General features: G+C 72.4%; 15 protein-coding genes and 1 pseudogene. 12 read left to right on the top strand and 4 right to left on the bottom strand.

Going from position 1 to position 19432, the window contains the following annotated elements; translation table 11 throughout:
- Window positions 1–259 precede the first annotated feature (259 nt).
- Window positions 260–2764 (bottom strand): SulP family inorganic anion transporter, encoded by a 2505-nt coding sequence (locus tag ABEB09_RS14230; RefSeq protein ID WP_345690270.1) that lies wholly within the window; start codon window positions 2762–2764, stop codon window positions 260–262.
- A gap of 322 nt (window positions 2765–3086) precedes the next feature.
- Here ABEB09_RS14230 and ABEB09_RS14225 point away from each other — a divergent pair, with 322 nt between their 5' ends.
- A complete protein-coding gene (locus tag ABEB09_RS14225; protein ID WP_345690269.1) occupies window positions 3087–4385 on the top strand; it encodes a polysaccharide deacetylase family protein in 1299 nt (432 codons plus the stop codon).
- A gap of 40 nt (window positions 4386–4425) precedes the next feature.
- On the opposite strand, the gene ABEB09_RS14220 is transcribed toward ABEB09_RS14225, so the two are convergent.
- Window positions 4426–5406: an ATP-binding protein gene (locus ABEB09_RS14220; RefSeq protein ID WP_345690268.1), complete on the bottom strand. Its 981-nt coding sequence runs from the start codon at window positions 5404–5406 to the stop codon at window positions 4426–4428.
- Between the two features lie 102 nt (window positions 5407–5508).
- Between ABEB09_RS14220 and ABEB09_RS14215 the strand changes: the two genes are divergently transcribed.
- Window positions 5509–6327, top strand: a complete 819-nt coding sequence (locus ABEB09_RS14215; RefSeq protein WP_345690267.1) for a Fic family protein — start codon at window positions 5509–5511, stop codon at window positions 6325–6327.
- Between the two features lie 315 nt (window positions 6328–6642).
- Here the strand turns inward: ABEB09_RS14215 and ABEB09_RS14210 are convergent, their stop codons facing one another.
- Window positions 6643–7512 (bottom strand): HAD family hydrolase, encoded by an 870-nt coding sequence (locus ABEB09_RS14210; RefSeq protein ID WP_345690266.1) that lies wholly within the window; start codon window positions 7510–7512, stop codon window positions 6643–6645.
- Between the two features lie 534 nt (window positions 7513–8046).
- On the opposite strand from ABEB09_RS14210, the gene ssd reads away from it, so the two are divergent.
- From ssd to ABEB09_RS14175, 7 genes are all read left to right on the top strand, one after another.
- Window positions 8047–9150, top strand: coding sequence for a septum site-determining protein Ssd (gene ssd / locus ABEB09_RS14205; RefSeq protein WP_345690265.1), 1104 nt, complete (start codon window positions 8047–8049; stop codon window positions 9148–9150).
- Window positions 9147–10298, top strand: a complete 1152-nt coding sequence (locus ABEB09_RS14200) for a TadA family conjugal transfer-associated ATPase (RefSeq protein WP_345690264.1) — start codon at window positions 9147–9149, stop codon at window positions 10296–10298. Before ssd ends, ABEB09_RS14200 begins: the two co-directional genes overlap by 4 nt.
- Window positions 10292–11149: a type II secretion system F family protein gene (locus tag ABEB09_RS14195; protein WP_345690263.1), complete on the top strand. Its 858-nt coding sequence runs from the start codon at window positions 10292–10294 to the stop codon at window positions 11147–11149. The genes ABEB09_RS14200 and ABEB09_RS14195 overlap by 7 nt, the downstream gene beginning before the upstream one ends.
- Window positions 11146–11910: a type II secretion system F family protein gene (locus tag ABEB09_RS14190; RefSeq protein WP_345690262.1), complete on the top strand. Its 765-nt coding sequence runs from the start codon at window positions 11146–11148 to the stop codon at window positions 11908–11910. The genes ABEB09_RS14195 and ABEB09_RS14190 overlap by 4 nt, the downstream gene beginning before the upstream one ends.
- A gap of 79 nt (window positions 11911–11989) precedes the next feature.
- The gene (locus tag ABEB09_RS14185) at window positions 11990–12190 is read left to right on the top strand and encodes a DUF4244 domain-containing protein (RefSeq protein WP_345693935.1); all 201 of its coding nucleotides are present in this window, start codon (window positions 11990–11992) and stop codon (window positions 12188–12190) included.
- A gap of 60 nt (window positions 12191–12250) precedes the next feature.
- Window positions 12251–12682, top strand: coding sequence for a TadE family type IV pilus minor pilin (locus tag ABEB09_RS14180; RefSeq protein WP_345690261.1), 432 nt, complete (start codon window positions 12251–12253; stop codon window positions 12680–12682).
- Window positions 12679–13161 (top strand): Rv3654c family TadE-like protein, encoded by a 483-nt coding sequence (locus tag ABEB09_RS14175; protein ID WP_345690260.1) that lies wholly within the window; start codon window positions 12679–12681, stop codon window positions 13159–13161. Before ABEB09_RS14180 ends, ABEB09_RS14175 begins: the two co-directional genes overlap by 4 nt.
- Before the next feature lie 57 nt (window positions 13162–13218).
- Here the strand turns inward: ABEB09_RS14175 and ABEB09_RS14170 are convergent, their stop codons facing one another.
- Entirely contained in the window at window positions 13219–15750 is a 2532-nt protein-coding gene (locus tag ABEB09_RS14170; RefSeq protein ID WP_345690259.1) for a DEAD/DEAH box helicase, read from the bottom strand.
- 80 nt (window positions 15751–15830) lie between these two features.
- Here ABEB09_RS14170 and ABEB09_RS14165 point away from each other — a divergent pair, with 80 nt between their 5' ends.
- From ABEB09_RS14165 to ABEB09_RS14155, 3 genes and pseudogenes are all read left to right on the top strand, one after another.
- The gene (locus tag ABEB09_RS14165) at window positions 15831–16184 is read left to right on the top strand and encodes an STAS domain-containing protein (RefSeq protein WP_126885862.1); all 354 of its coding nucleotides are present in this window, start codon (window positions 15831–15833) and stop codon (window positions 16182–16184) included.
- 127 nt (window positions 16185–16311) lie between these two features.
- A complete protein-coding gene (locus ABEB09_RS14160; RefSeq protein WP_345690258.1) occupies window positions 16312–16770 on the top strand; it encodes an ATP-binding protein in 459 nt (152 codons plus the stop codon).
- Between the two features lie 243 nt (window positions 16771–17013).
- Window positions 17014–19406 (top strand): annotated as a pseudogene (locus tag ABEB09_RS14155) (sodium-translocating pyrophosphatase).
- Window positions 19407–19432 lie beyond the last annotated feature (26 nt).

Here is a 19432-nt window from a genome sequence, read left to right as displayed (position 1 = left end):
GCCAACCACCTCCACGGACGCGCTGGGATGGTGGTTCAGGCGGAGGAGGGGCGGGCGGTGGTTGGGGGCGAGGGCCGGACGAGCGCGCGGCGGGCGAGAGCGGTTCCGGTGCGGGCGTGCGGGGCCAGGCGCGGGCGTGCGGGCCCGGAGACGGCGCGTGGCTCGGGGTGGCCGCCCCGCCGGCCCGGAGAGCGCCGCCCCCTTGGCCGCCCGCGGGCCGGTGGGCGCATCCGGCGCACGCCCGCCCCTGCGTGCCGTCTCAGGCCGTGGCCTGCGCCCGTCGGCTCCGCCCGGAGCCCTGGGCCAGGGCTGGTGCGGCGTCCGCTCTGCCGGACGACGTCGGGTTCACGCGGTGGAACACGTCGTCCACCCCGCCCGTACCCGTCAGCAGGTACGCCTGGGCCTCGCCCACATGGAAGTACATGCCGTGCAGTTCCAGCGTCCCCTCGGCCAGCCGTCGCGCCACCGCCTCATGGGCCCGCAGGTGCTCCAGCTGCTGGACCACGTTGGTCAGGCACAGCTGCTCGACCGCGTCCGCCGGCAGCCGCCCGGACAGCCGGGCCCACGTGTGCTCCTTGCCCCGCATGCGCCGCAGGCTCGGCAGCCCGTGCCGCAGCCACCGCTGCAACGGCGTCCCGGGCGGCTGCGGCCTCTCGGCGGCGTCCTCGGGCGCCTCCGGGTAGGTGTTGAGGAGCGCCTGCATGGCCCCGCAGCCCGAATGCCCGCACACGGTGATCGAACTGACCCGCAGCACGTCGACGGCGTACTCGATCGCCGCCGCCACGGAGTCGTCACCGCTCTCCGAGCCGGGCAACGGCACCAGGTTGCCCACATTCCGCACGGTGAACAGATCGCCCGGCCCGCTGGCCGTGATCATGCTGGTGACGAGACGGGAGTCGGCGCAGGTCAGGAAGAGCTGCGAGGGCCGCTGCCCCTCGCGGGCCAGCCGCGCCAGTTCCTGCCGTACGAGCGGGGCGGTGTTCCGCTGGAACGAGCTGAGGCCACTGGCCAGCTGATGGGCCGTCGACTTCCTCTCCGGCTCGACGGTGTGCTCACCGCAGTGGTGGTTGCGCCAGGGCGTCCACGGCCGGCAGCAGGCGTGCGAACCGGACGCCGGCTCCGCGATTCTCGCGCCGGAACGGCCCGCCAGCTCCACGCTGCCCCCGTGCGCCACATGGGACAGCTGCCATTCGTGCAGCGTCTCGTAGGCGGCGTGGTCCATGAACGAGCCGTCCAGCTCGACGACCACCCGTGTCCGCCCGGGAATCTGGTGCAGGACACGGCTCAGCCGCGGCACCGCGAGGAACGTCAGCTGCCCCCGTACCCGGACGCACTCGACGCCGTCCCTCTCCTCCCGCGTGATGCGGGTCCTGGCCAGCCGGTGCAGGGCGACGCCCGTCGCCACGGCGATGCCGAGCGCCACGCCCTGGAGGATCCCGATGAACACCACGCCGGACACCGTCGCCGCGTACACCAGGGCCTCGCGGTGCCGCGTGACGCTGCGGATGTGGGTGATGCTGACCATCTGGACGCCCACCACCATCACCAGCGCGGCGAGCGCCGGGAGCGGGATCAGGTCCAGCAGAGGGACGAGCAGCAGCGTGGCCAGGACGACCCATACGCCGTGCAGGATCGTGGAGTTGCGGCTGACCGCGCCGGCCGACACATTGGCGACGCTGCGCACCGCGACACCCGCCACGGGAAGCCCGCCCAGGGCACCGGACACTACGTTCGCCATGCCCTGACCGGCCAGCTCCCGGTCGAGGTCCGAGCGTGGGACCGGTGTCTTCGGGGTCTTGCGCGCGGTGACCAGCTTGTCGACGGCCACGGCCGAGAGCAGGGACTGCACACTGGTGACCAGCGTGATCGTCAACACGCCCGCCGCGATGCCGAGGACCGGTCCCTCCGGCAGCCCCGGAAGTGCGTGGCTGCTCCACGACGGCAGGTCCACTCGCGGCACCCGTAGCCCGGCGGCCAGCGCCAGCACGGTCGCGATCGCCACCGCGGCGAGCGCGGCCGGCACCTTCCGGGCGATCCGCCCGCCCCGCCCGGGCAGGTGCGGCCAGGCCAGCAGCACCACCACGGTGAGGGCGCTCACCGCCAGCGCCGCCCGGTGCGGGTCCGCCAACTGGCCGGGCAGGCCCAGGACATTGTCGACGGCGGAACTCTGCGGCGTGCCGCCCAGCACGATGTGCAGCTGAGCGAGGGCGATGGTGACGCCGATGCCGGCCAGCATGCCGTGCACGATCGCCGGGGACACGGCCAGGGCGGAGCGTGCCACCTTCAGCGCCGAGAGCCCCAGTTGAGCGAGCCCGGCGAGGATGGTGATCGCACACGTGGTGCGCCACCCGTACCGCTGGATCAGTTCGGCCGTGACCACCGTCAGCCCGGCGGCGGGCCCACTCACCTGGAGCGGCGCACCCCCGAACCTGCCGACGACGATGCCCCCCACGGCCGCCGCCACCAGCCCCGCCTGGAGCGGTGCCCCGGTGGCCAGGGCGATGCCCAGGGAGAGCGGCAGGGCGATCAGGAAGACAGCGACAGATGCGGACAGGTCGGGGCCCGCGATCCCGTGGCGCCGGCCACCCCGAGGCGGCGGGCTGTGCTCCCGGGGCGAACCCGACCGGCCGAGAGCACGCAGTACGCGCGGACCGAACACGGCGAGGGAGGTGGCTGTCGTTCGGCGGGGGCGGGACGGGCGGGAAGGCTTCCCGTCGGCGGGACGGTCCGCGCCGTCGGTGCGCGGCGGGGTGCAGGCGGTCATGGTTCGCGTCTCCTCCGGGGCTGCGCGGTCGATGGACGTGCGAGTCGAACAGTGGGGGCGCGGCCGTGGATCACGGCAGGCAGCGTGAGATCGCCAGGCGGATCGCCGGCTGATGGCTTTGCCAACTCTCGGTAAATGGATCGTAATGCAGAGTAAAGACTCCGGCATTATTTTCGGGGCAAATAGGGCAATAGTTCACCCCTGGAGGTGATTAATCGTCTTAATGCGGCCCGTCGTGGCGTCCGGACGACGACCGCGGTGCGACCTTGACGGCTCTCCCGCGCGACGCACGCGACCGGGGAAGCAGAAGAAGGGTGGGCCGATGAGAGCCGTCACGAAAGGGATCACCGTCGGCGCCGTGACCGCGGCGCTGTTCGCCGGACTGGCAGGATGCGCGAACCCCTGGGGGTCCGGCTCCTCCGCCGGCGCGCCCGGCACCGAGGGTGCCGCCGGACCTCCTGAGAACGCCGTCCGCCTGATCGGCGACGGGTCCACCGCGTACACCGGTGCCCAGCCGGGCCTGACCCGCCCCGAGCGACTGAAACCCGGTCAGCGGCCGCCGCAGTTCGTCGTCTTCTCCTGGGACGGCGCCGGCGAGGACAGTCAGAAGCTGTTCTCGCACTTCCGCCGCGTCGGGAAGAGGTACGGCGCGACGATGACGTACTTCCTCAGCGGCGTCTATCTGCTGCCGGAGAGCAAGGCGACGCTCTACGACCCGCCGGGCCACGCGCCCGGTCGCTCCGACATCGGGTTCAACGACGTCGAGGGCATCCGTGACACCGTGCGCGAACTGCGCGGGGCCTGGCTCGAGGGCAACGAGGTCGGCACCCACTTCAACGGCCACTTCTGCGGCCCGGAGAGCGGCGTCGGCACCTGGTCGGTCGAGGACTGGAAGAGCGAGATCGCCCAGGCCAAGTCCTTCGTGAAGAACTGGAGAACCAACTCCGGACTCAAGAGCGAGAAGTCGCTGCCCTTCGACTACGACAAGGAGCTCATCGGGGCCCGTACGCCCTGCCTGGAGGGCCGCAAGAACTTCGTGCGGGCCGCCGCCGAGCTGGGCTGGCGGTACGACACGAGCGGTATCAACGACCAGGTCTGGCCCGAGAAGGAGAGGGGCTTGTGGGACCTGTCGCTGCAGCTGGTCCCCGTCCCCGGCCGAGGCTTCGAGACGCTGTCCATGGACTACAACTTCATGGTCAACCAGTCCGGGACGGCCAAGGGCGACCCCTCCCACCACCGGTACTGGGGCAACCAGATGCGCGACGGCCTGATCCAGGCCTTCACCCGCGCCTACCAGGGCAACCGCGCGCCGCTCATCATCGGCAACCACTTCGAGTCCTGGAACGGCGGCACGTACATGCGTGCCATTGAAGAAACGATTGCTCACGTCTGTGTCCAGGCAGAGGTGCGCTGCGTGTCCTTCCGCCGGCTCGCCGACTGGCTCGATGCCCAGGACCCGGCCGTCCTCGCGAAACTGCGCACCCTGAAGGTGGGCCGGGCGCCGGCCACCGGCTGGGCGGACTTCCTCGCCGCCCGGCCGAAGGCCCCGGCAGCCCGGCCGTCGGCCCCGTCGGCTCACGGAACCGCCTCCGCCGCCGCGATGCCCCGCCGGGCGGGGTGAGTCCCGCCGACGGCGGCGCGGCCTGCCCGCCGGGCCGCCGTCACGAGAGCTGGGGGACCGCCTCGCTCAGGACGAAGGCCGGGTCCACCTGCGCGGCCAGGTCGGTGCCCGTCCTCGCGTTCCCCCAGCTCTGGGCGTTCTTCAAGTGGAAGTGCACCATCTGGCGCGTGTAGCGCTCCCAGTCCCGGCGCCCGTACGTCGCGTCGGCGGCCGCCAGCAGTGTCCCCAGGGCCGTCCGGTTCTGCGGCTCCAGTGAGACGAACGGAGCCGGACGGCCCTTTTCCATGGCCCGGACCCAGTCCGACTGCCCGACCGTCACCAGCAGGTCGTCCCCCACCTGCTCGCGGAGGAAGTCCACGTCGTCCGGGCCCTGGACCTTGTTGCCGACGACCCGCAGAGCCACCCCGAAGTCCCGCGCGTACTCCTTGTACTGGCGGTACACGGACACGCCCTTGCGGGTCGGCTCGGCCACCAGGAACGTCATGTCGAAGCGGGTGAACATCCCGGACGCGAACGAGTCCGACCCGGCCGTCATGTCGACGACGACGTACTCCTCCGGGCCGTCCACCAGGTGATTGAGGAACAGCTCGACCGCCCCCACCTTGGAGTGGTAGCAGGCCACGCCCAGGTCCGACTCGTTGAACGGCCCCGTCACCATCAGCCTGATCTCGCCGTCGTCCAGCCGCAGGGACCGGGCACACGCCTCGTACACGGGGTTGTCCTCACGGATGCGCAGCAGCCGCGAGCCCTCCCCGGGCGGTGTCGTCTTGATCATCATGTCGGCGGAGGCGATCCGCGGATTGCTGCCGCGCAGATAGTCCTTGATCAGCGGCAGCCGTTCCCCCATCGCGGGCAGCGCGGCGGCCTCCGCGTCCTCCAGGCCGAGCGCCGTGCCCAGGTGCTGGTTGATGTCGGCGTCCACCGCCACGACCGGTGCGCCGGCAGCAGCCAAGTGGCGGATGAAGAGCGAGGACAGCGTCGTCTTGCCGCTGCCGCCCTTCCCTACGAAAGCGATCTTCATGTTCACCAAGGGTAGTCTCCCGATCGCTTCGGGTGGTCGATCCGTATGAGGAACGCCACTCGTGCGGAGGGTCGGGGTGGCGGACGCGTAGCCTCCCTACTTATGAGTACGAATGCCGCCGACCCGCTGGCCCCCCTGGGGTCACTGCCGGGTGTCCCCGAAGCCGTGGACTCCGTACGCAAGGCCGTCGACCGGGTGTACGGCCATCGTGTGATGCGGCGCCGCAGCAACGAGGTGTCCTCCGAGGCGGCGCTGCGGGGAGCCCGCGCCTCGGCGGCGCTCTCCGGCGCCGACTGGGCGCTGGAGGAGGTCCGCCGACGCAGTGACTTCAGCGGCGACCCGGAGGCGCGGACGGTCGGCGCCGCACTGCGGCTCGGCGCCGAGGCCGGGCAGCTGCTGTCCATCTGGCGGCAGTCGCCGCTGCGGGTGCTGGCCCGGCTGCACCTGGTGGCGGCCGGCGACGCCGGGGAGTCGGTGGGGCGGCCCAGGCAGGCCGGCGAGGCGGTCGTCGAGCCGCTGATCGACGCGCCCCTGCCGGACGCCGCCGAGGTGGCCGGCCGGCTGGACGGGCTGGCGGACCTGATCGTCACCGGCACCTCCGCCCCCGCCCTGGTGACGGCCGCCGTGGTGCACGGTGAACTCCTCGCCCTGCGCCCCTTCACCTCGTACAGCGGTCTCGTCGCCAGGGCCGCCGAGCGCATCGTCCTCGTCGGCAGCGGCCTGGACCCCAAGGCGATCTGCCCCGCGGAGGTCGGCCACGCCGAGCAGGGCCCGACCGCCTACATCGAGGCCTTCGAGGGGTACCGATCCGGGACCCCCGAAGGCATGGCGAAGTGGATCACCCACTGCGGCCGTGCCGTGGAACTGGGCGTCCGGGAGTCCACCGCCGTGTGCGAGGCGCTCCAGCGCGGCGCCGCCTGAACGGGCGGGCACAGCCCCGAACAGGGTTGCGGCGGTACCGATATCGGTACCGCCGCTGGCACATCCGCCGAGTTACCATGCGTCCTCGATAAGTGCCCATCAAGCGGGGACTTTGCCCTACGCCTGGTGCGGCTGGCCCGTAATCGACGGGTCGACGTCGCGTGGGTGCTCAGTTTCTGTGCTGTTCGGTCCGTGGGGCCTTCTTGCTCAACAGGTGATCCTCTCGGATGTCCTCGGTCTCGCGGGCCGTAAATCCTTTGTACTCCCGCGCGCCGGTAAGGGAAAGCCCTGACCCTGGTTTCTTTACTTTTACGTTCAAACACGGGCAAGTCGGGCGGCCGTTGCCGCCCTCGCGGCCGCGCTCTGGCGTCGTCGGCTCGCGTACCAGACCAGCCCCGCCGTGGCCGCCGCGGCTCCCACCGCCGCCATGGCCACGAGCGCCGGCCTCGGAGGCAGCCTGAACGACGGCAGTCGCTGCTTCAGCCGCACGGGCCGGTTGAAGACGAGAATCGGCCATTCCCGCGCGACGGCCTCCCGGCGCAGCGCCCGGTCGGGATTGACCGCGTAGGGGTGCCCGACCGTCTCCAGCATCGGTACGTCGGTCGCCGAGTCGCTGTACGCGTAGCAGCGCGCCAGGTCGTAGCCCTCCGACTCGGCCAGCTCCCGGATCGCCTCCGCCTTGGTGGGGCCGTAGGCGTAGTACTCCACCTCACCGGTGAAGCACCCGTCGTCGCCGACGACCATCCGGGTGGCCACGACGCGGTCGGCGCCGAGAAGCTCGCCGATCGGCTCGACCACCTCGGCACCGGAGGTGGACACGATCACCACGTCCCGGCCGGCGGCGTGGTGCTCCTCGATGAGGGACGCGGCCTCGTCGTAGATGATCGGGTCGATCAGGTCGTGCAGCGTCTCGGCGACCAGCTCCTTGACCTGCTGGACGTTCCAGCCCTTGCAGAGGCGGGAGAGGTACGCGCGCATGCGCTCCATCTGGTCGTGGTCGGCTCCGCCGGCCAGGAACACGAACTGGGTGTAGGCGGTGCGCAGCGCGGCGCGGCGGTTGATCAGCCCGCCTTGGTAGAAGGACTTGCTGAAGGTCAGTGTCGACGACTTCGCAATGACCGTCTTGTCCAGGTCAAAGAAGGCTGCTGTGCGAGGCAAGGAGTGGTTTTCCACGAGCCTGAGCATAGGTGCCCGCCATTCGGCGTACGCTGGGGCGTGTGGGTTTGCCTGAGAAGGCTCTCGGGTACACCATGGAAGTCACGGATCGTTCGCGACCGTGCTAACCCGGACCGACTCCTCCCCCCCCGAGTCGGCCGGAGAGACGACCCCCGCTCTCCCCCCCGGCGGGGGTCGTCGCATGTCCGGGGGCGTTTTCGCGCGTCCCGCGCGGTCATATCCGATCATCTCTGCCTCTTTCGCCGCATGCCGCAGCCGGCCGCTCGCCGACGCGTTCCATCACTCAGAGTAGCCGAGACGCTGCAGAGCGGAAGTCGCTGGTATGGGCGACCGGGATATTCACAGCCGATGAGTTGTCCACAGTTTTTGAGCAAGATCCACTTTATTTCCGGAACCCCGCCACTGTGATTCCGGTCGCGATGCCGCGGCGCGTGGATTCACAGATCTTCCGCAGCGCCGATGCAGCGCGGAGCCGTCACGAACGCGCGGCGAATGACGCGCGGAGATTGACCCCGGAAGAAGACGGAGAGGGGGCGGGAGACCGTGGCTGGAACCATCACATCCGATCAAGCGGAGTCCGTGGAGGTGCGACGGGCCGAGCCGCTGATCGTGACCCAGGACGTCGAGCTGCTCGACGACTTGCTGCGGCTGTGCGCCGCGGCGGGCGCGCGGCCCGAGGTGCACCACACGGTGCCGGACGAGAGAGCTGTGTGGGACAACGCGCCACTGGTGCTGGTCGGCGACGACGCGGCCGCGAGCTGCCGGGGCGCCACACGCCGGCGCGGGGTTCTGCTCGTCGGCCGTGACCAGGATGATCCCGGCGTCTGGCGGCGGGCCGTGGACATCGGGGCCGACTGCGTCCTGCGCCTGCCCGACGCGGAGACGTGGCTCGTCGACCGGATCGCCGACGTCGTCGAGGGCGTCGGCAGACCGGCCCTGACCGTCGGCGTGCTGGGCGGCCGGGGCGGAGCCGGAGCCTCCACCCTCGCCTGCGCGCTCGCGGTGAGCGCGGCGCACCTCGGCCACCGCACGATGCTCGTGGACGCGGACCCGCTCGGAGGAGGGCTCGACGTCCTCCTCGGCGCCGAACGTGCGGACGGCCTGCGCTGGCCGGATTTCGCCGCCTCCCAGGGCAGGGTCGCCGGCGCGGCGCTGGAGGAGTCGCTGCCCTCCCTGCGCGGACTGCGCGTGCTCAGCTGGGACCGCGGTGACGCGGTGGTCGTCCCTCCGGAGGCGATGCGGTCGGTGCTGGCCGCCGCACGCAGGCGCGGCGGAGCCGTGGTCGTGGATCTGCCGCGCAGGATCGACGAGGCCACCGCCGAGGCGCTGGGCCAGGTCGACGTCGGACTGCTGGTCGTGCCGGGCGAGTTGAGGGCGGTAGCGGCGGCCAAGAGGGTGGCGTCGGCGGCGCGCATGGTCCTGGGCGACCTGCGGGTCGTCGCGCGCGGGCCGTACTCCGCGGGCGTCGACGAGGGGTGGATCGCGCGGGTGCTGGGGCTGCCGCTCGCCGGCGAACTCCCCAGGGAGCCACGCCTCCTGGAGTCCCTCGACGAGGGGCTCGTGCCCGGCGGCAGCGCCTCCGGACCGCTCGGCCGGTTCTGCGGGGCGTTCTGGGAACGCGCCCTCGTGGGCGAGGCCGTCTCATGACGGCCGGGCTGCTGGAGGCCGTACGACAGCGCCTCGCGGAGAGCGGCACGGAGCCGACCCCGGCGGGGGTCGCGGCGGCGCTGCGGGCCCAGGGACGGCTGCTGGGCGACGCCCAAGTGCTGGGTGTCGCCGAGGAGCTGCGGTGCGAACTGGTGGGGACCGGCCCGCTCGAAGCGCTGCTCGCCGACCCGGACGTGACGGACGTCCTGGTGTCGGCGCCCGACCGGGTGTGGGTGGACCGCGGGGACGGCCTGGAACTGTCGGACATCGCCTTCCCGGACGCCGCAGCCGTACGCCGGTTGGCCCAGCGGCTCGCCGCCGTGGCGGGTCGGCGGCTGGACGACGCGCGGCCATGGGTGGACGCCCGGCTTCCGGACGGGACGCGTATGCACGCCGTGCTGCCGCCGGTCGCCGTCGGCTCGACGTGCCTGTCTCTGCGGGTGGTCCGGCCCCGGGCCTTCTCCCTGGCCGAACTCGTCACGGCCGGCACGGTGCCGCCGGGCGGCGACCGGGTGTGCCGGGCGCTGGTCGAGGCCCGCGTGTCGTATCTGGTGAGCGGCGGGACCGGCTCCGGCAAGACGACGTTGCTGTCCACGATGCTCGGGCTCGTCGGCGAGCGTGAACGGATCGTGCTGGCCGAGGACTCGGCGGAGCTGCGGCCGGACCATCCGCACGTCGTACGGCTGGAGGCCCGGCCCGCCAACCAGGAGGGCGTCGGCCTGGTGACGCTGCGGGACCTGGTGCGCCAGGCGCTGCGCATGCGCCCGGACCGCCTCGTCGTCGGCGAGGTGCGCGGGGCCGAGGTGACCGACCTGCTGGCCGCCCTGAACACCGGCCACGAGGGCGGTTGCGGAACCGTGCACGCCAACACGGCGGCCGACGTGCCGGCCCGGCTGGAGGCGCTGGGCACCGCCGCGGGCCTCGACCGCGCGGCGCTGCACAGCCAGTTGGCGGCGGGCCTCTCCGCCGTGGTGCACCTCGTGCGGGCTCCGGGCGGTCAGCGACGCGTGGCGGAGGTGCACGTGCTGGAGCGGGGTCCCGAAGGCCTGGTCGTGACCGTTCCCGCCCTGCGCTGGGGCGCGGGGGGATTCGTCCGCGAGCGGGGCTGGGAGCGGCTCCGCGCGCTGATCGGCGGGGCGCGATGGTGACGGCTGAGCCGGCCTACGCGGCGGCGTTGTGCGTGGGCGCGGTGGCGGCCTGGCTGTGGGGCGGCGGCCGGGGGCGGAGCCGGGGGCAGCTGTTCTTCGCGGGCGGAGCAGCCGGTCCGGCGGCAGGTCCTTCGCCGTGGCGGTGGCCCCGCTGGCGGCCGCGCGGACGGTGGGGACCCGAATGGCTGTGTCCTGTGGGCGCCGTAGTGCTGGCCCTGCTCGGCGAGTCACCATTGCCGCTGATCGCCGGTGCCGTCGCGGTGCCGCTGGTACGGCGCCAGGTGCGAGCCAGGGCCGCCGGAAGGGAACGGGCCCGCCGTGCGGACGCGGTGATCGACCTGTGCGCCGTGGTCGCGGGTGAACTGCGCGCCGGAGGCCGGCCCGCGCAGGCGTTGCGCTTCGGGGCGGGGTCGACCGGGGCGCTCGGCGCCGAGGAGACCGCCGTACTGGCGGCTGCCAGATTCGGGGGCGATGTGCCCGAGGCGCTGCGGCGGGCGGGCCGCGCGGAAGGCGCCGAGGGGCTGGCCGGAGTGGCGGCGTGCTGGCACGTGGCGATGGACAGCGGCGTCGGCCTGGCCGAAGGGCTGCAACGCCTGGAGGCGGCGCTACGGGCCCGGCGTGACCAGCGGGAACGACTCCGGGCGCAGCTGTCAGGCGCCTGGGCGACGGTCGTGCTGCTGGCGCTGCTGCCCGTGGTGGGGCTTGCGATGGGCTGGGCGATGGGCGCCGAACCCCTGCGCGTACTGCTGCACACGCCGGCGGGGCTGGCCTGCCTGACCGTCGGCGGGGCGCTGGAGGCGCTGGGCCTGTGGTGGGCGGCACGAATCGTCCGGGCGGCGGAGGAGGGGTGACCGTGGAACTTGTCCACAGGCTGGGGGCGGCGGCCGCGGTTCTCGTCGCGACGTCGTGGACGGCGTGGTCGGCCGTACGGGCACGGCGTCGGCGCCGCGTGCGTGTGAGGCTCGCGGCCCTGCTGCAGGGGGACCTCGAACGGCGGCGCGCTGCGTCGCGACGGCCCGGCCGGGCGGCCCGGGCAAAGCCCTGGGCGGCGCCCGCTGCGGCCGCGATCGCTGGCTGGGTGCTCGTCGGCGGGATCGCCGGTATCGCCGTGGGGGCCGCGGCCGCCTACGGCATACGGAAGTGGCAGCGGCGTCCGAGGCCCGCGCTCGACGATGTCGAGGCGGCGCGGCGGCTCCCTTTGGCGGCGGAACTGCTGGCCGCCTGTCTGACGGCCGGGGCGGGGCCGCGCGAGGCAGCCGAAGCCGTAGGCAGATCGCTCGGCGGCCCGGTCGGCGACCGGCTCACCCGGACGGCGGCCGAACTGGCCCTCGGAGGCGACCCCGCCGAGGCGTGGGCCCGCTTCGGCGCCATCCCCGGCGCCCGAGCCCTCGCCCGCAGCCTGGAGCGCACCGCTGTGTCGGGCGCACCTGCGGCGGGACCGGCATCGCGGGCCGCCGCCGCTCTGCGGGCGGACCGGGCCAGGGAGGCGGAGGCGCGGGCCCAGCGGGCACAGGTGCTGATCACCGCCCCGGTCGGGCTCTGCTTCCTGCCGGCCTTCCTCGCGGTGGGTGTGGCGCCCGTCGTCATCGGACTCGCCGGCGGCCTGCTGTGACCGCACACCCCGGCGACTGAACGAGTCAACCGATTCCGGAAACGATCAACAACACGAGGGGGCTGCTGTGTGGCAGCGGATGAAGAAGTGGACGTTCGAGCGGCTCGCGCGGATCAGGGCCGGAGCACGCAGGGACACGGGCATGAGCACGGCCGAGTACGCGATGGGAACGATCGCGGCCTGTGCCTTCGCGGCCGTGCTCTACAAGATCGTCACGAGTGACGCGGTGTCATCGGGGCTGGAGTCGGTGATCGGCAGGGCGCTCGATGCCCAGTTCTGACATCGGGCGGCCCACGGCATGTGCCCGCCCGCGCGCCCGGCCGTGCCGGACAGGGGTTCGGTGACCGCGGAGGCGGCGTTGGCGATTCCGGCGCTGGTGCTGTTCGCCGTGGCGCTCTTGTGGGGCCTGGCCGCGGCGGCAGCCCAGATCCAGTGCGTGGACGCCGCACGGGCGGGGGCGCGGATGGCCGCCCGGTCGGAGCCGCAGGCCCGGGCGGTGGAGGCCGCCAGGTCGACCGCCCCGGACGGTGCGCGCGTGGCGGTGGAGCGGGCGGGCGACCTGTGGCGCGTACGCGTCGAGGCCCCGGCGCCCGGGCCCGCCCCTTGGGCCATGACCCTGCACGCCGAGGCCGCCGCCCTGGCGGAGGACACCGTCGGGGCGGAGGGCACCGTCGAGGCGCACGCCCCGCCACGTGCGCATGACCCACGTGGCGCCGGCGCCCCACCCGGGGCGGAGCACCCACCCGGCGCGGCTTCTGGAGCCGTCCCGTGAGCCGCTTCCGCCCTCCACGGAGGGCGGGAAACGACCGGGGCTCGGCGACCGTGTGGGTCGCTCTGACGATGACCTCGCTGTGCGCGGTCTTCGCGGCGGTGCTCGCGCTGGGACAGGCCGTGGCCGCCAAGCACCGTGCGGGTGGCGCGGCCGACCTGGCGGCCCTCGCCGCGGCAGACAGCGCGCTGCGGGGATCGGAGGCGGCCTGCGAGGCGGCGGCCCGGGTGGCCAGCGCTCAGCGGGCGGAGGTGGTCCGGTGCGCCGTGGACGGCGAGATCGCTGAGGTGACGGCACGCGCCCGCTTCGGCCCGTACGCCCCAGAGGTCCGGGCACGGGCGGGACCACCGGATGCGGCGACACCGCAGACAGGCCCGGCAGCCGTGCCACACGCCCATGGGAGGCCCCCGCAGCCATTGGCGATATCTGGGGGCTCGGCTGATGGCCCCGGCCCTTGTGACCGGCGCCAGAAGCCTCCCTGAGCCGATTCAGCCCTCTCGTGCCGGAACTCGGTACCGCCACGGCGTCGGAACGGGCGGCTAGTCGGAGCCTGGACCGGCGGGCCCCGACGCCGCCTCCGGACCCTCGTGCGGCTCCCCGGCCGGAGCACCCGGCGGCGGTTCCTCCGGGGCTCCGCGGAGCAGCTCCGTGAGGAGCCGTACGGCGCCGCGCTTGTGGAGCGGGTCGTTGCCGTTGCCGCACTTGGGCGACTGGATGCAGGACGGGCAGCCGGCCTCGCATTCGCACGAGGCGATGGCCTCGCGGGTCGCCGTGAGCCAGGCCCGGGCCGTGTGGAACGCCCGCTCGGCGAAGCCGGCACCACCCGGATGGCCGTCGTACACGAAGACGGTCGGCAGCAGGGTGTCCGGGTGCAGCGGGATGGACACGCCGCCGATGTCCCAGCGGTCGCAGGTGGCGAACAGCGGCAGCAGGCCGATGGAGGCGTGCTCGGCGGCGTGCAGGGCGCCGCCCAGCTGCTCGGGGTTCACCCGGGCGGCGTCGAGCTGGTCCTCGGTGACCGTCCACCACACGGCGCGGGTGCGCAGGGTGCGGGGAGGGAGGTCGAGCTTGCTCTCGCCGAGCACCTCGCCGGTGATGAGCCGGCGGCGCAGGAAGGAGACGACCTGGTTGGTGACCTCGACCGATCCGTAGCAGAGGCGTGCGTCGCCCCAGGGGATCTCGATGTCGGTTTCTAGGACGGAGATGGAGGTGGTGTCGCGGGCGGTGGTCGAGTACGGCGGGTTGGCCTCCTCGACGAGGGCGACGGACTCCTTCAGGTCGAGGTCGCGTACGAGGTAGGTGCGGCCCTGGTGGAGGTGGACGGCGCCCTCGTGGACGGAGGCGTGGGCGGCCGACGCGTCCACCGTGCCGAGGAGCCGACCGGTGCCGGCCTCGACGATCTGGACCGGGCTGCCGCCCCCGCCGCGGATGTCGGTGAGGTCGACGGCGCGCTCGCGCCGGGTCCAGTACCAGCCGGAGGCCCGGCGGCGCAGCAGGCCGGCGGACTCCAGCTGGGGGAGCAGTTCGGGGACGGCGGGGCCGAAGAGCCGGAGATCGGTGTCGGTGAGCGGGAGTTCCGCCGCCGCCGCGCAGAGATGGGGGGCGAGCACGTACGGGTTGTCGGGGTCCAGGACGGTGGACTCCACGGGCTGCCGGAACAGCGCCTCCGGGTGGTGGACGAGGTAGGTGTCCAGCGGGTCGTCGCGGGCGACGAGAACGGCCAGGGCGCCCTGGCCCGAGCGTCCGGCGCGGCCGGCCTGCTGCCACAGCGAGGCGCGGGTGCCCGGGTAGCCGGCGATCAGCACGGCGTCCAGGCCCGAGACGTCGATGCCCAGTTCGAGGGCGGTCGTCGCGGCCATGCCGAGGAGTTCACCCGAGTGCAGGGCCTGCTCCAGGGCGCGGCGTTCCTCGGGCAGGTAGCCGCCCCGGTAGGCGGCGACCCTGCGGGCGAGTGAGCGGTCGACCTCGGCGAGCCGTTCCTGGGCGATGACCGAGATCAGCTCGGCGCCGCGCCGGGAGCGGATGAAGGCGACCGAGCGGACGCCCTGGACGGTCAGGTCGGTCAGGAGGTCGGCGGTCTCGGCGGTGGCGGTGCGGCGGACAGGTGCTCCCTGTTCGCCCTGGAGTTCGGTGAGCGGAGGCTCCCACAGGGCGAAGACCAGCTCGCCGCGCGGTGAGGCGTCGTCGGCCACCTCGCGCACGGGCAGGCCCGTGAGGCGGCCCGCGGCGACGGCGGGTTCGGCGGCGGTGGCCGAGGCGAGGAGGAAGACCGGGCTGGAGCCGTAGCGGGCACACAGGCGGCGCAGCCGGCGCAGCACCTGCGCGACGTGCGAGCCGAAGACGCCCCGGTAGGTGTGGCACTCGTCGATCACGACGTAGCGCAGGGCGCGCAGGAAGGAGGACCAGCGGGGGTGGGCGGGGAGTATGCCCCGGTGGAGCATGTCCGGGTTGGTCAGGACGTAGTTGGCGTACTGGCGTACCCATTCGCGTTCCTCGACCGGCGTGTCGCCGTCGTACACCGCCGGGCGGATCCGGTTGCCGAGAGGGGCGGCGAGGGACCGGACGGCGCGCCGCTGGTCGGCGGCGAGGGCCTTCGTGGGTGCCAGGTAGAGGGCGGTGGTGCCCCGGCCGTTGGGGGCCTCGGAGCCGTCGAGGAGCGTGGACAGGACGGGGGCGAGATAGGCGAGGGACTTGCCGGAGGCCGTGCCGGTGGCGATCACGACGGACTCGCCGTCCAGAGCGTGCTCGGCGGCCGCCGCCTGGTGGGCCCACGGATGGACGATGCCCGCCTGGTGAATGGAATTGATCACTTCTGGACGGATGCGATCGGGCCAGACGGCATGCCGACCCTCTCTGGGGGGCAGGTGCTCCGTATGAGTGATGCGCGCAGCCCGGTTCGCCCCCGTGGTGAGCCGGTCGAGGACCGTTCCGGGGGACGGTCGGGTTCCCCCGCTCTCGGGGGGTCGACTGGGGCGCTGATTCCTGGCCATCGGCACCGAGTGTGTCACTGGCGTGACGGACAATGCTCCCAAGGCGTCGTGCATGGCTGCTGGTAAGTGATTGAATGCCATCGCGGCTGGCGATCCGTCCCCTGGCTCCGCCGGGGAGACCCGAGGGGGCGACCGCTCGATAGCAAGGTGCTGGAGGATCCGTGGACCTGTCCCTGTCGACTCGCAATGTGTCCGGCCCCAGTGGCGACCGTACGGTCGTCGAGGTCGGTGGCGAGATTGATGTGTATACCGCGCCCAAGCTGCGCGAGCAGTTGGTCGAGTTGGTCAACGACGGCAGCTACCACCTGGTCGTCGACATGGAGGGCGTGGACTTCCTCGACTCGACCGGACTCGGCGTTCTCGTCGGCGGCCTGAAGCGGGTGCGTGCCCACGAGGGCTCGCTCCGTCTGGTCTGCAACCAGGAGCGCATTCTCAAGATCTTCCGGATCACGGGTCTGACCAAGGTGTTCCCGATTCACACCACGGTCGACGAGGCCGTCGCGGCCACCGACTGACGCCTGCCGGCAGTGGGTCGGCCCGTGCCGGCCCAGGCCCCGGAGGCATTCCGGAGGAACGGCAGAGGTGCCGGGCGTCCAGCCCGGTCCTCTGAGATGCACGCTTCGTACGCCCGAGGGGGACCGCATGGCCACCGTTGAACTCCGCTTCAGCGCTCAGCCCGAGCACGTCAGGACGGCCCGCCTGGTGGCGGCCGCGGTGGCGCGCCGCGCCGGTGTCGACGAGGCGGTGCTGGACGAGGTCAGGCTCGCCGTGGGTGAGGCATGCTCGCGCGCCGTGGGACTGCACCGCAGCAACGGGGTCACCGCTCCGGTGCGGGTGGTGCTGACCGAGGAGGAGAAGGCGTTTTCCATCGAGGTCGGCGACGAGGTGCCGGGTGCGGGGGTCGCCGCGGCGGACGCCGCCGGCGTGCCGGGCGCGCGCAGCAGCGCACCGGCCGAGGACTTCGACGACGCGGAGGGCGAGGACCGGATGGGCCTCGCGGTGATCAGCGGGCTCGTCGACGACGTCCAGGTGTCCGCGGGCGAGCACGGTGGCGTCATCCGGATGAGCTGGCCGACGACCGGCTCCTTCGAACTTTCCTGAAGCTTCCCAAGCCCCACTGAAGGCCCTGCCCGACATGTGCTGAGCAGGGCCTTTTCTTTTTTCTCCGATCTTCGCTCCGGGGTCAATGCTTTCGGCCCATTACTGCGTTCGGGCGTATTTCGGCAATCGATCATTTGCCGACCGGCAAACGAAGGTCAATTCTGTTCTTCGGCGCCCTGTTTTGATCGGGTTCCGCTCCCTACAATCCGTCCACATCTTGAGCTCTGACGTCAAGGAGGACGAATGGCGGGGCTCTTCAACCCACAGCAGTCCTACGACTCGATCTCTCTCGCCGGCGCGGTACTCACCTCCGAGAACCGGATCATCGTGATCGTCATCGCGGCAGTGGCGCTGGCCGCGCTGATCGTCGCCCAGCTGCTCGTACGTCAGGTGCTGGCCGCCGGTGAAGGCACCGAGGCCATGAAAAAGATCGCGGCGGCGGTGCAGGAAGGCGCGAACGCGTATCTCGCCCGGCAGTTGCGGACACTCGCCGTGTTCGCCGTCATCGTGTTCTTCCTTCTCATGCTGCTTCCGGCCGACAACTGGTCGCAGCGCGCGGGGCGATCTCTCTTCTTCCTGGTGGGTGCGCTTTTTTCGGCGGTCACCGGATACATCGGCATGCGGCTCGCCGTCCGCAGCAATGTGCGCGTCGCGGCGGCCGCGCGTGAGGCGACGCCGGGCCCCGGAGAACCCGCGAAGGATCTGACAGTCGTCTCCCACAAGGCCATGAAGATCGCTTTCCGCACCGGCGGAGTCGTCGGCATGTTCACCGTCGGGCTCGGCCTGCTCGGCGCCTCCTGCGTCGTCCTCGTCTACGCGGCCGACGCCCCCAAGGTCCTGGAGGGCTTCGGCCTGGGTGCGGCGCTGATCGCCATGTTCATGCGTGTGGGCGGCGGCATCTTCACCAAGGCCGCCGACGTCGGCGCCGACCTCGTCGGCAAGGTCGAGAAGGGCATCCCCGAGGACGACCCCCGCAACGCCGCCACGATCGCCGACAACGTCGGGGACAATGTCGGCGACTGCGCCGGGATGGCGGCCGACCTCTTCGAGTCGTACGCCGTGACGCTGGTCGCCGCGCTGATCCTCGGCAAGGCCGCGTTCGGCGACCTGGGACTGGCCTTTCCCCTGATCGTTCCGGCGATCGGCGTCGTCACCGCGATGATCGGCATCTTCGCGGTCGCGCCGCGGCGCGCCGACCGCAGCGGGATGACGGCCATCAACCGCGGCTTCTTCATCTCCGCGCTGATCTCCCTCGCCCTCGTGGCGGTCGCCGCCTTCCTCTACCTGCCGTCCTCGTACGCGGCCCTGGACGGCGTCACCGACGCCGCCGTCCGTGCCCACAGTGGTGATCCGCGCGTCCTGGCCCTCGTCGCCGTCGCCGTCGGCATCGTGCTGGCCGCGCTCATCCAGCAGCTCACGGGCTACTTCACCGAGCCGAGCAGGCGCCGGTCAGGGACATCGGCAAGTCCTCGCTGACCGGCCCGGCCACCGTCGTCCTCGCGGGCGTCTCCATCGGCCTGGAGTCCGCCGTCTACACCGCCCTGCTGATCGGCCTCGCCGTCTACGGGGCGTTCCTGCTCGGCGGCGCGTCCATCATCCTGGCGCTGTTCGCCGTGGCCCTCGCGGGCACCGGCCTGCTCACCACCGTCGGCGTGATCGTCGCCATGGACACCTTCGGCCCCGTCTCCGACAACGCGCAGGGCATCGCCGAGATGTCCGGCGACGTCGAGGGCGCCGGGGCGCAGGTCCTGACCGACCTCGACGCCGTCGGCAACACCACCAAGGCGATCACCAAGGGCATCGCCATCGCCACCGCGGTCCTGGCCGCGGCGGCGCTCTTCGGGTCGTACCGGGACGCCATCGCCACCGCCGTCGCCGATGTCGGGGCCAAGGCCACCGAGACGACCCTGTCCATGGACATCTCGCAGCCCAACAACCTCGTCGGCCTCATCCTCGGGGCCGCCGTCGTCTTCCTCTTCTCCGGGCTCGCCATCAACGCCGTGTCCCGGTCGGCCGGATCGGTCGTGTACGAGGTGCGGCGGCAGTTCCGCGAGCATCCGGGAATCATGGACTTCAGCGAGAAGCCGGAGTACGGGCGCGTGGTCGACATCTGCACCAAGGACGCCCTGCGCGAGCTGGCCACACCCGGTCTCCTCGCCGTGATGGCGCCCATCGCCGTCGGCTTCAGCCTCGGCGTCGGAGCCCTGGGCGCGTACCTCGCTGGCGCCATCGGGACCGGCATCCTCATGGCGATCTTCCTCGCCAACTCCGGAGGCGCCTGGGACAACGCCAAGAAGCTCGTCGAGGACGGCCACCACGGCGGCAAGGGCAGCGACGCGCACGCCGCCACCGTCATCGGCGACACGGTCGGCGACCCGTTCAAGGACACGGCGGGCCCGGCCATCAACCCGTTGCTGAAGGTCATGAACCTGGTGGCGCTGCTCATCGCGCCCGCGGTTGTCCAGTTCGGCTACGGCGACGACGCGAACGCGGGCGTACGGGCCGTCGTGGCGACGATCGCGATCGTCGTCATCGCCGCCGCCGTCTACGCCTCGAAGCGCCGGGCCGTCGCCGGTGACGACGAGAACACCACCGGGCGTGTCGCGGGCTCACCGGACCAGGCGCCGGTGTCGTGACCGCAACGGCATGACAGCAGGTCAGG

Source organism: Streptomyces coeruleoprunus (assembly GCF_039542925.1).
Classification (GTDB): Bacteria; Actinomycetota; Actinomycetes; order Streptomycetales; family Streptomycetaceae; genus Streptomyces; species Streptomyces coeruleoprunus.
The sequence above is the reverse complement of the archived record's forward strand: the minus strand, read 5'-3'. Positions and strand labels throughout refer to the sequence as shown.